The following is a 12,779-nucleotide window of genomic DNA, read 5'->3' on the forward strand; positions in this document are numbered from 1 at the left end:
GCGACATTCGGGTGAGATGACACCGACCTCCCGTCGCCGACGACAGTCCGGAATACGTTGGCTACCGGAAGTCACGGCGGGGAGGGTCGGTGCGTCTCACCAAGCACGCCAAGCGGGTGCTCGAGCAGCAGGCTTCGGCGCTGCTGAAGGAGAACATCCCGCAGCTCGACGCCGATCGGCGCCGGATACTCACCGGGCTGCTGGTCGAAACCGCGGGCAACTGGCGCCTGTTCGTGCGATCGGACACGCGACCGGCCGCCGACGCCTTCCTGATCGGCCCTGAGGGCCTTTTCGCCATCACGATCGCCGCCGGTCCACCGCAACGACCCGGCCTGCACGAGCTCGTGCGGCACGCCGAAGAAAGCTGTGCCGGCATCCGGGACGGCCGAGGGCGCGAACTGACCGGCAGCGCCGTCCACTTCGTCCTGATCACCCCGGGTCCCCGGGCCAGGACGGTCCCGGACGCCGGGCCGTTCCGGGTGCTCGCGGAGACGGAACTGGCGCGGCTGTTCAAGCGCACCGCCCCGCACCTCAGCCGGACCCAGGTCGAAGCGATCGGCGACCAGGCCGGGAAAATCCTCGGGGGCTATGTCCCGCTGCGCGTTCAAGCGCCCGGGCACGGCGAGGCGGCCGACGGGTTCCTGGACGGCGAGAGCCTCGTCGCGGCCGAGGTCGCCGCCGCTCAGCTGCGTCCCTTCGACTCGTGGCTGACCTTCCTGCACCCGCACCAGCGGGCGATCGTGACCCGCGACTACCGCGGGCCGGCGCGGATCAGCGGGCCGGCCGGGACCGGCAAGACCGTCGTCGCGCTCCACCGGCTGCGGCACGTCGCCCGGCGGACCGCCGGCCCGCTGCTGTTCACGACGTTCGTGCGCACCCTCCCGCCGGTCCACGAAGCCGCTTTCCGCCGCCTGGCCCCGGAATTCGACGGCCGGGCGGAGTTCACCCACCTCCACGCCTGGGTGCGCCGCTTCCTGACCGGGCGGGGGCGGACCGTCGACGTCGACCCGCGCGGGGTGCGGACCGCGTTCAGCCGCGCCTGGACGCGGCACCGCGCCGTGCTGGAGCCGATCGAGCGGCACGACGAGTACTGGCGGACCGAGATCGACCGGGTCATCAAGGGACGCGGGTTCACCACGCTCGAGGAGTACCGCCGGCCGGCGGTGCGGCGAGGGCGCGAAGTCCGGCTGGGTCCCGAGCAGAAGGCCGCGGTGTGGCAGTTCTACGAGACGTACCAGGAGATGCTCGCCGAGCGGGGCCTGCACGACTACAACGACGTGATCGACATCGCCCTCGCGGAGCTGCGGCGGCAGCCGCTCGAAACCCGCTACGCCGCGGTGGTCGTCGACGAAGTGCAGGACATCACCCTCAACGGGCTCCGGCTGCTCAAGGAGCTGGCCGGCACCGGCCCGAACCAGCTGCTCCTGGTCGGCGACGGCCAGCAGCAGGTCTACCCGGGCGGGTGGCGGCTCTCCGACGCGGGCATCCCCGTCCAGGGCCGGGGCGAGGTGCTGCGGGTCAACTACCGCAACCGCGCCGAGGTCCTGAGCTTCGCCCAGCGGTTCGACGCGCGCAACGAGGTCGACGACCTCGACGGCGCGTCCGGGGTCGCCCTGAAGAACGCGGAAGCGGGCAACACCGGCGGAACCGCGGTGTCCTGGCGCGGCACCGAGGCGGAGCTCGCGGCCGAACTGACGCGGCGGATCGCCGCCCTGCCGGCCCAGCTCGGGCAGACCGCGCTGATCCTCTTCCAGCGCCAGGACGTCGTGCGGTGCCGAAGGATCCTGCGCGAGGCCGAAATCCCCGCCCTGTCCCTCGACGACTATTCCGGGGCGCCGGACGACCACCTGAAGGTCGGCACCGTGCACCGGGCGAAGGGGCTCGACTTCCAAGCCGTCCTGGTCGTCGAATTCCCCGGCAAGCCGGGGGAAAACGTGGCCGCCGCGGACGAGGCCTCGGAACTGCGCGACCGGCAGCGCCTCGTCGCGGCGACGCGGGCCCGCGACTTCCTCTGGTGGGGTGTCGTCGAAGAGCTCACGGAAGGCACGGACACGTCCGGAGCAGCCGGGTAACGCTTGGGGCGTCAAAGCCGGCCGCCGGGCAACGCGCCGGACGAACCGGGCGTCTCCCGGTAAACCCAGCGCTGGGACTTCCCTCGGTTCTCTCCGTCAGGAGGCCCACCCATGTCCAGAACGAAGCCGCTCGCCGCCGTCATCCTGCTCCTCGCCGGAAGCGGGATCCTCGCCGCAGCCTCGCCGGCCCAGGCCGCCGCTCCCGTCATCCCCGCCCTCACGAACATCCGGACCGGGCTCAACACCGGCTTCGACCGGGTCGTGCTCGATCTCGGCGCGGGCCCCGCGCCCGCCGTTTCGTACCAGCTGGTCGACGAGCTGACCGCCGACCCGAGCGGGGAAATCGTGTGGCTCACCGGGGAGTACTTCATCAACGTCAGCGCCACCCCCGCGGCCGCGCACGACGCCAACGGGAACCCCACCTACACCGGGCCGCAGAAGTTCCGGACGCGGAACCTGAGCAACGTCATGGCCGTCGCCGTCACCGGGGACTTCGAGGCGCACCTCACCGTCGGGCTCGGCGTGCGGTCGCGGACCGCGGTGAACGTCTTCACGCTCACCGCGCCCAACCGCATCGTCATCGACGTCGCCCGCTGAGCGGACCGGGCGCGAGTGGCCCCGCGGTCACTCGCGCTCGTACGGCGTCTTCTCCCCCGCCTCGACCGCGAACGGCAGGTGGTTGCCCGCCGGCGGCAGCGGGCACGTCGCGAAGTCCGTGAACGCGCACGGCAGGTTCACCGCGCGGTTGAAGTCCAGCGTCACCGAGCCGTCCGCCGCCGGCGCCCCGACCGGCAGCGACCGGTTGGCCGCGTACGTCGTGACCCCGCTCGTCCCGTCGGTGAACAGGATGCTGAGCCCACCGTCTTTGCCGTTGAACGCGGTCAGCGTGTGCGACACCCCATCGCGGGAGAAGCGGACCACACCCGGCGCCGTGTAGACGTGGCTGAGGCCCTCCACGACCGCGCCGACCGTCGTGGGCCGCGGCGAGTCGAACGGCTCGAACCGCCCCGACAGCACCCAGGACGGCGACGGCTCGTACGCCGGGACGCCGCGGAACTCGCGCAGCACCTCGGCCTTCGGGTCGTGGACGCGGATCAGGTACCCCGAGCGACGGGCCACCTCGATCTCGACGTCGCCGGCGAGCACCCGGGTGCCGGCGCCGCTGTTGACCAGCTCGAACCGCCGGCCGCCGGTGATCGGTTCCCCCTCGTGCGCCAGCGAAGCACCGGCCGGGTCGACGTACGCCGCGTCCGCGTCCTGCCACCAGCGGCCGGGGATGCCGGGGTACTCCCGCGGGGCGTCGGTCAGCCAGTCCAGCGAAACCAGCGCCAGCCAGCCGTGCGGCTCGGCGAGATCGGCCTCGCGCCGGGCCTTCCACTCCTGCCAGTCCTGCGTGAACGTGCTCATCGCGGGCCCCTTCTCCTCGGCTACGACGGTGCCAACCCGCCGCCCGCCCCGCTATTCCGCGTCCCAGCATCCGGACTCACCCGCAGCCACGCGATTTCCCGCTCGCCGCCGGCGGGGACGACGACCCGCCGGAACGCCGGGCCGCCGTCGAGGGCGGCGTGGAACCGGTCGGAGACGATCAGCAGCTGGTCGGCTTCCGGCGTCGCCGCCAACGCCGTCTTCAGCACGTCGGCCTCGCACAGCCACGCCGCCAGGGCGACCGCCGGGCCGCCGAGGTACGGCGGGCGCAGCACGACGTCGCCGTGGTCGGCCGCCAGCCTCAGCCGCAGCCTGCCGAACTCGTTGAGGTGGCGGTTGCGGCGCCGCAGCGCCTCGCCCAGCAGCGTGACCAGGCCCGTCGCGACCCACCGCCGCGGCACCGACGGCGGGATGAGCAGGGTCGTGTGGTCGCCTTCGGGCCTGCGGTGCCACACCGGGGTGCGGTACGGCCGCGGGACGCGGTCGAACACCTCGTCCAGTACCCCGTCGAGGGTGACGCCGAGGTGCACCGCGCGGGCGGTGCGGCCGCGGCCCGGCGCGACGATCCCGATCCGGACGACGGTCGCGCCGGTCCGCATGGCGGCCTCAGTCCTCCCGCGGGTCGAACGACCACTGCAGCCCGTAGCTCAGGCCCTGGTGCAGGTCGTGGAATTCCAGCCCGACCTCCCCGACCCGGTTGACGGTCAGGGCGTCGCCCGAGTCGGCGCCGTCGTCGACCACCCGGCCCGGCACGCCGTTGAGCCGCCACACCCGCGACGGCAGTGCGGCGCGGTCGAACCGGACCCGCACCGAGAACTGCTCGCAGCGGCGCAGCGACGTCATGGCGTAGTACGGCCGCAGTGCCGTGCGCCGCGGCGTGAACCGGATGCCGTACTCGTGCCGCTGGCCGAGCCGCAGCGGGTTCGGCAGCCGCATGACGAACTGCGCGTGGCTCGCCGAAACCTGGCGCGCTTCGACGATTTCGCCGCCGAACAGCGCGTCCGCGGTGATGTCCGGCACCGGGTCGCTGCCCGGTTCGGCCGGCACGCTGAACGGCAGGACCAGCTCGTCGAGCTCGTCGACCTCCGCGACGATCCGGCGCTCCTCCTGCAGTTCCGGCGGGTCGCGGTCGAGCCGGAGCATCGCCTTCATCGACTCGACGTACCAGCCGGCCAGCGGGTGCAGGTCACCGCGGGGCGGGGGCGCGCCGAGCAGCTCGTCGAGCCGGCGGAACGCGAGGTCGATCCGGCGGCGGGCGGTGCGCGGGTCGCGGTCGAGGACGCTGGCCAGCCACGAGATCCGCCGGTCGAGGAACTCCCCCGCGGCTTCCTCGTGCAGGCCGAGCGCCGCCAGCGCGGCCAGCTTCAGGTCCGGCGGCAGCCGCCCGCACAGCTCGGTCAGCCGCAGCACGAGCTTCTGGCGTGCGGCCGCGGGCTGGTCGGTTTCGGTGATCGCGCACGCCGCCCGCAGGCAGGGGCCGATCCGCTGGTGCAGGTCGGCCGCGTCGAGACCGCGGCCGCGGCGCAGTTCGTTCAGCTCGCGCACGAACGGGAAAGTGTGCTCTTCCGTCGTCCCACCCCCCTTGCGTTCCCCTGCGGAATAAATGTCCACGTTACCAGCGGCAGTTCCGCAAAAGCAGGACAGATCACGGACATCGGCATTTGCGGAATGCCCGGCCGGCCGGCCCCCCACGAGTCGGCCGGCCGGGTTCCACCACGGGTCAGGCGGCCCCGAAGATCAGGGCCCAGATCGAGTGGCTCTCCATCAGACACACCTCCTCATCGCTGTACCCAGGCCGAGGCGGAAAGGGGCGCGGAGCCGTGGAACGTCGGCGCGGCCGGCTCCGTCGCGCTTCCGGTGGCCGCGACGAAGCCCGCGACGGCACCGACCACGAACGCGGCGAAGACCGATTTCACCAGGGTCAAAATCTTGCAGTAGACGTTCACGACAAGGACTCCCCGACCTCGCTGGAAATGAAATCCGGCCGGCGGCATCGCATTCTTTTCCGGCCGGACTCCAGCATCGCCGGGCGGCGGCGTCGCTCAGATGCCCGCTGTCACGGGTGGTGTGTGCCGTTTGGCTCAGAACGGGCGAAGGCGCGCAGGACGCGGGGCTCGCGGATGAGGAACCGGCGCCGGCCGGTCTCGACGATCCCGCGTTCCCGGAGCACGCGCAACGCTCGTGCGACGGTACGCCGGGCCGCGCCGATCTGCGCGGCGATGTCCTCCTGCGACAGCGCGTCGACGACCACGCCCTCCGGCACGGTCCGGCCGTGCTCCTCGGCCAGCCGGACCAGGACCACCGCGACGCGGCGGCTGACGTCGAAGGCGGCCGAGTCGACCCGGGCGGACTCGGCGTTGCGCAGCCGGGCCGCGACGGTCTTGATCGTCGCGATGGCGATCGCGGGCCGGGAGTGCAGCACATCGACGAACTCCGCGCCGGTCAGCTGGAAGACGGTGCAGGGTTCGATCGCGCGCACCGACGCCGACCGCGGCCGCCCGGTGACCGCCGCGAGATCGCCCAGCACCTCGCCGGGGCCGCGCAGCCCGAAGAGCACCTCGCGGCCGTCCTCGACGATCGTGGAGACGCGCACCCAGCCGGCGACCAGCACGTGGACGTGGTCGGACGGGTCGCCCTCCATGAGGACGACGTCGTTCGCGCGGAACCGGCGGCGGGTGCCCCGGGCGAGCAGGTACTCGCGATCGGCGTCGGCGAGGTAGGCCAGGAGCGCCCCCTCCGCCGTGTCGTCGTGCCCGCTCATCGCTCCCCTCCGGATCACCACCGTAACCCGGCGTGGCGGCGTTCGGCGAGCATCGCGACCGGTAGGGTCGCCGCGTGGACGTGGAGATCTACACCGACGGCGCGTGCAGCGGGAACCCCGGACCGGGCGGCTGGGGCGCGGTGCTGCGCTACGGCAAGCACGAACGCGAGCTGTACGGCGGCGAAGCCACCCCGACGACGAACAACCGGATGGAGCTGACCGCGCCGATCCGCGCCCTGGAGAGCCTGACCCGGCCATCGCAGGTGCGCGTGTACACCGACAGCACGTACGTCCGCAACGGCATCACGCAGTGGCTGCCCCGTTGGAAGAGCAACGGCTGGCAGACGGCGGCGCGCGCACCGGTGAAGAACGCCGACCTGTGGCAGCGCCTCGACGCGGCGGTCGGCGAACACCAGGTCGAATGGCTGTGGGTCAAGGGCCACGCGGGGCACCCGGAGAACGAGCGCGCCGACCGCCTAGCGGTGCGCGGTGCCCAGGAGGCGCGGGAGACCGGGAAACTCGCCGGCGCCACCTAGTCCGAAGTGGACGGTCGTGGCACAATGCCCGGGTGCCTCCCGCCTCCTGCCCGTGCGGCCTCGCCGAGTCCTACGCCGCCTGCTGCGGCCGGTTCCACGACGGCGGGCTCGCCGCGCCGACGGCCGAACTGCTGATGCGCTCGCGGTTCAGCGCCTTCGCCGTCGGCGACGCCGCGTACCTGCTGCGCACCTGGCACCCGGACACCCGGCCGCGGCGGCTGGCGCTCGATCCCGGTCAGGAGTGGACGCGGCTGGAGATCCTCGGCCGCACCGGTGGCGGGTTGCTGCACGCCGAAGGCACCGTCGAGTTCCGGGCGCACTACCGCCACCAGGGCCGCGACGGCTTCCTCGAGGAGAACAGCCGGTTCCGGCGTGACGACGGCCACTGGGTCTACCTCGACGCGGAAGCGTCCAGCGCCGATCGTTACTGATCCGACCACAGTCATGGCCGAATAGCTTCGTGGCAACAGTTACGTGCCGCGCGGGGGTCGGCTTGCTTTTGGCCGGATCGGCAAACCGGCCCCACGCACCACCGCCGTCGTGCTAAACAGTGCGGCGATGGGAAAACTGACGCGCCGCGCCCGCGCGAAGGCGGACTACTTCGGCACGCTCCGCATCACCCGCGCCGGCACCGGCGAGGAGTACGACCTGCGCAAGGCCGAGCTCACCGACACCGACGGCGCCCTCCGCGAGCTGAGCAGCAGCACGCTGGCCGACCTCGTCGGCGTCTCCACGGTGGCGTTCACCAGCGACGGCAAGCTGGTCACCGTCCGGCAGTCGTCGCTCGACTCCGTCAGCGGCCTGCTGCTCGCACCGTCGGGCAGCGGCTCGCTCGAGCCCCGCGACCTGCGCACGCCCGACGGCCGTCCCCACCGGCTGCTGCACGGCGCGATCCGCGCCGGGATGGAACGCGAACCGTGCGAGGAAAGCGGCCTCGGACCCGTCGACATCCGCTCGACGAGGCTCGTCGGGTTCGCGCGCTGGATGGAGCGCGGGGCCAAGCCTGAGTTCTTCGGCCTGACCGAGCTGGCGGTCGACAGCACCGAGGTCGCGCGGCGCCGCCCGGTCAGCGGCGAACGGCTCTACAGCGCCGGGCTGACGCTCTTCGACGTCGACCTCCCCGCGATCGGCGCCGCGCTGGACCGCGGTGTCCCGCTCAGCGGGGCACTGCCGCAGCGGATCTGGGAAGACGGCTCCCTGCCGCTCCTGCTGGCCCTGCGTGCCGCCGCGGCCTGGCAGGCCGCCCGCGGCTGAGCGACCGGGCGAAACGCCCCTGTTCCCGGCGTGACCGGGCGGCTACTATCGTCCGCAATTGTTAGGAAAGTTCCCTAACGATGCCCTGATGTCCCTCGCCGCCGTGGGTGCCTAGGAGGCGCGCTAGTGAGCTATCGGCAGAGAAGAACCCGGATCCTCCTCGCGGCAGCCGCGCTGGCCGTCGCGGTGACCGGGGCGACCGTCCCCGCCGCGACCGGGCAGGAACCGGCCAGAGCGGTGGTCGCCGCCGCGGCGCCGGCCACCGCGGTCCCCGGCTTCCTGATCCAGACGTCCGCCAAGGTCGGCGACGACTCCGCGGTCTCCAAGCCCGGCTTCGACACGGCGGGCTGGTACCCCGTCGGCCCGCGGTCGACCGTCTACGCCGGGCTGCTGGCGAACGGCAAGTACGCCGACCCCTTCTACTCGACGAACATGAAGAACGTGCCGGCCGCGGACTTCCAGGTCCCGTGGTGGTACCGCACCGACCTCACCCTTACCGACCCCACCCAGCGGACCCACCTGGACTTCAGCGGCGTGCTGTCCAAGGCCGACGTCTGGGTCAACGGGACGCGGATCGCCGACAAGACCCAGGTCAACGGCGCCTACACCCGCCACGACCTCGACATCACCGCCCAGGTGAAGGCCGGCACCAACAGCATCGCGTTCAAGGTCTACCCGAACGACCCGAACAAGGACCTGTCGATGGGCTGGATCGACTGGGCACAGACCCCGCCGGACCAGAACATGGGCATCGTGCGGGACGTCCTCGTGCGCCGCAGCGGCCCGGTGGCGCTGCGCGGCGGCCACGTCGTCACCAAGCTGCCGTCGCTGGGCCACGCCGACCTCACGGTGAAGGCCGACGTCCGCAACGACTCGGCGAACGCGGTGACGGCGACGGTGTCCGGCACGGTCGCCGGGCGCGCCATCAGCCAGGCGGTCTCCCTGGCGGCGAAGGAGAAGAAGACCGTCACGTTCCCGGTGATCGGGATCGACAACCCGCAGGTCTGGTGGCCGGCCGGGATGGGCGGGCAGCCGCTCTACGACCTCGACCTGACCGCGAGCGTCGGCGGCACGGCGTCGGACTCCTCGCACTCGAGCTTCGGCGTCCGCCAGGTGACGGCGAACAAGAACTCGAGCGGCGGCCGGGCGTACACGATCAACGGGCGCCCGCTGCTGATCAAGGGCGGCGGCTACTCGCCGGACCTGTTCCTGCGCTGGAACGCCCAAGCGGCTGCGGACAAGCTGGCCTACGTCAAGGACCTCGGGCTCAACACCGTGCGCCTGGAAGGGCACATCGAGCCCGACGAGTTCTTCGACCTCGCCGACCGGATGGGCGTGCTGACCCTGCCCGGCTGGGAGTGCTGCGACAAGTGGGAGGGCCAGGTCAACGGCGAGGAGAAGGGTGATCCCTGGACCGCAGCGGACTACCCGGTCGCGAAGGCGTCGATGACCGCGGAAGCCGAGCGGCTGCGCGACCACCCGAGCGTCATCTCGTTCCTCATCGGCAGCGACTTCGCTCCCGACGCGACGATCGAGAAGAACTACCTCGACGCGCTGACCGCCGCGGACTGGGCCACCCCGGTGGTCCCGGCCGCGTCGGCGAAGTCGTCGCCGCAGCTCGGGTCGTCCGGGATGAAGATGAACGGGCCGTACGACTACGTCCCGCCGAACTACTGGTACGACAAGGCGCACGCCGACAGCGGTGGCGCGTGGAGCTTCAACTCCGAGACCAGCGCCGGGCCGGACATCCCGACGATGGACACGCTCAAGCGGATGATGTCCTCGAGCGAGCTGGACACGCTGTGGAAGAACCCGTCGGCCGCGCAGTACCACCGGTCGTCGTCGTCGACGTTCGCCAACCTGAAGCTCTTCGGCGACGCGCTCACCGGCCGCTACGGCAAGCCGGCGAGCCTGACCGACTTCGTCCGGAAGGCGCAGCTGGCGCAGTACGAGAACGTCCGCGCCGAGTTCGAGTCGCACTCGCGGAACTTCAGCGACAGCTCGAACCCGGCCACCGGGATCATCTACTGGATGCTCAACAGCGGCTGGACGTCGCTGCACTGGCAGCTGTTCGACGCCTACCTCGACCAGAACGGCTCGTACTTCGGGGCCAAGAAGGCGAACGAGCCGCTGCACATCCAGTACTCGTACGACACCAAGTCCGTCGTGGTGGTCAACCACAACCACGACGCGGCGGCGAACCTCACCGCGTCCGTGAAGCTCTACAACCTGGACGGAACCGAGAAGTTCAACCAGGCCAAGACGGTTTCGGTGGGCGGTGACGGCGCGAAGACCACGGCGCTGACCATCGGCTCGGTGAGCGGCCTGTCGACGACGTACCTGGCGAAGCTGGTCCTGACCGACGCGGCCGGCAAGGAGGTCAGCCGGAACGTCTACTGGCTGTCCACCAAGGCCGACACGCTCGACTGGGCCAACAGCGACTGGTACTACACGCCGACGACGTCGTACGCCGACCTGTCCGGGCTGAACAACCTGGCGCAGGTCACCGTCGACACGACCGCGAACTCGGTGGCCGGCGCCGACGGCACCACGACGACCAAGGTGACGCTGAAGAACGGCACCGGCGGCAAGGTGCCGGCGTTCTTCGTCGACGCGCACGTGGTCGGCGCGGCGGGCACTCCGGTGCTGCCGGTGCGGTGGACCGACAACCAGGTCAGCCTCTGGCCGGGCGAGTCGACCACGCTGACCGCGACGTACCGGACCGCGGACCTCAAGGGCGCGAAACCGTCCGTGCGGATCGCGGGCTGGAACACCGGGACGAAGACGGTGCCCGCGGACGGCTCGGCCGGCCCGGGCGACCCGGTGGACTACCAAGCCGAGGACGCGGCGATCACCAGCGGCGTCGCGGAGTCGAACCACACCGGCTTCACCGGCACCGGGTTCGTCAACTACGACAACGCGACCGGCAGCGCGGTGGAGTTCTCCGTGACCGCGGCGGCCGCCGGGCCCGCGAACGTCGTCCTCCGGTTCGCCAACGGCACCACGGCCAACCGGCCGATGGACATCTCGGTGAACGGCACGAAGGTGGCGTCCGGGGTGGCCTTCGGCGGCACGGGGAACTGGGACACGTGGCAGACGGTCACGGTCCCGGTGACGCTGACGGCCGGGACGAACAGGATCAAGGCGACCGCGACGACCGCCGACGGCGGCCCCAACGTCGACAAGATCACCCTCTAGATCCGGACCGAGGGCGGCACTTTCACGTGAAAGTGCCGCCCTCGGTCATGCCCAGAGGAGGCGCTGGTCGCGGTCCGGGTCGGACACCGTCGTGGAGACGTCGTCGAACAGGTGCGTGACGCGGTCCGCCGGGGAGTAGCGCGGCCAGCCCGGCTCCCCGGTCGCGATGAACCGGACCCAGGCGTCGAACATCTCCGTCGCCATCGCCTGCATGCGCTCGGCCGGGAACGTGCGCCCGGCGAACAGGAACCGCCAGTTGCGGTTGCCGATGTCGTCGAACACCAGCGGCAGGTCGAGCCCGTGCGCGGCGCCGAGCCCCTTGCCGCGCGGGGCGATCCGCCAGTCGAGCCGGTACATCCAGGCGTCCGGCTGCGCTTCGGCGAAGCGGATCGCCGGGATCCACCAGTCCCCCGCGGTCAGGGCGCGGTTGCGGATCCGGTCCTCCGGCCAATCGAGTAGGTCGTTATACGCCGCGACGGCCTTTTCGACCTGGTCGGCGTCCAACACGGTCGAGCCGACGCCCAGCAGCTTCGCGCCGCCCGATTGCAGCCAGCTGAACAGGTCCTCCTCGTCGGCCGTCGTCCCGATGAGCAGCGGGACCGGGCGGACGGCGTCCGAGGGCCGCTGCGGGAGCAGCTCGTCGCCGACGACCACGCGGTAGGTCACCTTGGTGCCGGACGTCGCCGAAACCCGTTGCTGCGCCTCGAGAATTCGCGTCACCGGCAACGCCGCCAGGTCGTCCGGCGAAGCGTCCAGTTCCTTCAGGACCGCCGACGCGATCGCCGCGCCTTCGGCCGGGGTGTGCACGACCGAGCCGACGCCGGTGCCGCTCTGCACGATCGCCTGGTGGACCAGCCCGCGGGTGGCGGGCACGGCCAGCAGCGTCCCGACCGTGCGGCCGCCGTTGGACTGCCCGGCCAGCGTGACGCGGCCCGGATCGCCTCCGAACGCGCCGACGTTGTCCCGCACCCATTCGAGCGCGGCAACCTGGTCGCGCAGCGAAAGGTTCGAGTCGGCGACGCCGGGCAGGTGCAGCGTCCCGAGCACGCCGAGCCGGTAGGCGACGGTCACGACGACCACGCCCCGGCGGGCGTACGCGGACGCGTCGAACTGGTGCGGCGCGCCCAGCACGCCGCCCCCGCCGTGGATCCACACCAGCACCGGGTACGAACCGGGCGACGCGGGGGCGTAGACGTTCAGGTAGAGGCAGTCCTCGTCACCGGTGAAGCCGCGGCCGGTCAGCTCCGGCTGCGGCGCGCGGGGTGCCCACCCGGTGGCTTCCCGGACGCCGGACCACGGCGTCACGGGCTGCGGAGCCCGGAAGCGCAGGTCCCCCACCGGCGGTTCGGCGTAGGGCACGCCGAGGAAGGTCCTGACCCCGTCCCGTCCGGTCCCGCGCAGGGCGCCGGCCGCGATCTCCACCGTCGTCACGCGGCCAGCCTAAGACCGCATCTCGTTTGGGGGTGTTGTGGGGTAGGCGATATTGTTGATCAACGATGAGCGATGTGGAGAAGTGGTGTCCGGAGCCGTTGT

Annotated in this window: 12 protein-coding genes; 6 read left to right on the plus strand and 6 right to left on the minus strand. The window is 71.8% G+C overall.

Going from position 1 to position 12,779, the window contains the following annotated elements:
• Positions 1 to 89: 89 nt before the first annotated feature.
• Complete coding sequence (locus AB0M80_RS40940) at positions 90 to 2,072, plus strand: UvrD-helicase domain-containing protein (RefSeq protein WP_364575703.1); 1,983 nt, start codon at positions 90 to 92, stop codon at positions 2,070 to 2,072.
• Positions 2,073 to 2,183: 111 nt separating this feature from the next.
• Positions 2,184 to 2,669 carry a hypothetical protein gene (locus AB0M80_RS40945; RefSeq protein WP_364575705.1) on the plus strand — a complete coding sequence of 162 codons (486 nt, stop codon included), beginning with the start codon at positions 2,184 to 2,186 and terminating at the stop codon, positions 2,667 to 2,669.
• Positions 2,670 to 2,696: 27 nt separating this feature from the next.
• On the opposite strand, the gene AB0M80_RS40950 is transcribed toward AB0M80_RS40945, so the two are convergent.
• The 5 genes from AB0M80_RS40950 to AB0M80_RS40970 form a co-directional block, all read right to left on the minus strand.
• Positions 2,697 to 3,479: a DUF1684 domain-containing protein gene (locus AB0M80_RS40950; RefSeq protein WP_364575707.1), complete on the minus strand. Its 783-nt coding sequence runs from the start codon at positions 3,477 to 3,479 to the stop codon at positions 2,697 to 2,699.
• A gap of 20 nt (positions 3,480 to 3,499) precedes the next feature.
• Positions 3,500 to 4,096, minus strand: coding sequence for a hypothetical protein (locus AB0M80_RS40955; RefSeq protein WP_364575709.1), 597 nt, complete (start codon positions 4,094 to 4,096; stop codon positions 3,500 to 3,502).
• Positions 4,097 to 4,103: 7 nt separating this feature from the next.
• Entirely contained in the window at positions 4,104 to 5,042 is a 939-nt protein-coding gene (locus AB0M80_RS40960) for a hypothetical protein (protein WP_364575711.1), read from the minus strand.
• Positions 5,043 to 5,275: 233 nt separating this feature from the next.
• Entirely contained in the window at positions 5,276 to 5,443 is a 168-nt protein-coding gene (locus AB0M80_RS40965; protein ID WP_364575713.1) for a hypothetical protein, read from the minus strand.
• 110 nt (positions 5,444 to 5,553) lie between these two features.
• Positions 5,554 to 6,258, minus strand: a complete 705-nt coding sequence (locus tag AB0M80_RS40970; RefSeq protein WP_364575715.1) for a Crp/Fnr family transcriptional regulator — start codon at positions 6,256 to 6,258, stop codon at positions 5,554 to 5,556.
• Positions 6,259 to 6,332: 74 nt separating this feature from the next.
• Here AB0M80_RS40970 and rnhA point away from each other — a divergent pair, with 74 nt between their 5' ends.
• The 4 genes from rnhA (at position 6,333) to AB0M80_RS40990 (ending at position 11,246) form a co-directional block, all read left to right on the plus strand.
• Positions 6,333 to 6,794, plus strand: a complete 462-nt coding sequence (gene rnhA, locus AB0M80_RS40975) for a ribonuclease HI (RefSeq protein ID WP_364575717.1) — start codon at positions 6,333 to 6,335, stop codon at positions 6,792 to 6,794.
• Between the two features lie 32 nt (positions 6,795 to 6,826).
• Positions 6,827 to 7,225, plus strand: a complete 399-nt coding sequence (locus AB0M80_RS40980; RefSeq protein WP_364575719.1) for a YchJ family metal-binding protein — start codon at positions 6,827 to 6,829, stop codon at positions 7,223 to 7,225.
• 127 nt (positions 7,226 to 7,352) lie between these two features.
• Positions 7,353 to 8,048 carry a hypothetical protein gene (locus AB0M80_RS40985; RefSeq protein WP_364575721.1) on the plus strand — a complete coding sequence of 232 codons (696 nt, stop codon included), beginning with the start codon at positions 7,353 to 7,355 and terminating at the stop codon, positions 8,046 to 8,048.
• 126 nt (positions 8,049 to 8,174) lie between these two features.
• Positions 8,175 to 11,246 carry a carbohydrate-binding protein gene (locus AB0M80_RS40990; RefSeq protein ID WP_364575723.1) on the plus strand — a complete coding sequence of 1,024 codons (3,072 nt, stop codon included), beginning with the start codon at positions 8,175 to 8,177 and terminating at the stop codon, positions 11,244 to 11,246.
• A 45-nt stretch (positions 11,247 to 11,291) separates the two neighbouring features.
• Here the strand turns inward: AB0M80_RS40990 and AB0M80_RS40995 are convergent, their stop codons facing one another.
• Entirely contained in the window at positions 11,292 to 12,677 is a 1,386-nt protein-coding gene (locus tag AB0M80_RS40995) for a carboxylesterase family protein (RefSeq protein ID WP_364575725.1), read from the minus strand.
• Positions 12,678 to 12,779 lie beyond the last annotated feature (102 nt).

Source organism: Amycolatopsis sp. NPDC051045 (assembly GCF_040682955.1).
Classification (GTDB): Bacteria; Actinomycetota; Actinomycetes; order Mycobacteriales; family Pseudonocardiaceae; genus Amycolatopsis.

Coding starts and splice junctions, on each gene's coding strand:
- AB0M80_RS40945 (WP_364575705.1), top strand. CDS start 2,184: ATGTCCAGAACGAAGCCGCTCGCCGCCGTCATCCTGCTCCTCGCCGGA.
- AB0M80_RS40950 (WP_364575707.1), bottom strand. CDS start 3,479: ATGAGCACGTTCACGCAGGACTGGCAGGAGTGGAAGGCCCGGCGCGAG.
- AB0M80_RS40955 (WP_364575709.1), bottom strand. CDS start 4,096: ATGCGGACCGGCGCGACCGTCGTCCGGATCGGGATCGTCGCGCCGGGC.
- AB0M80_RS40970 (WP_364575715.1), bottom strand. CDS start 6,258: ATGAGCGGGCACGACGACACGGCGGAGGGGGCGCTCCTGGCCTACCTC.
- AB0M80_RS40985 (WP_364575721.1), top strand. CDS start 7,353: ATGGGAAAACTGACGCGCCGCGCCCGCGCGAAGGCGGACTACTTCGGC.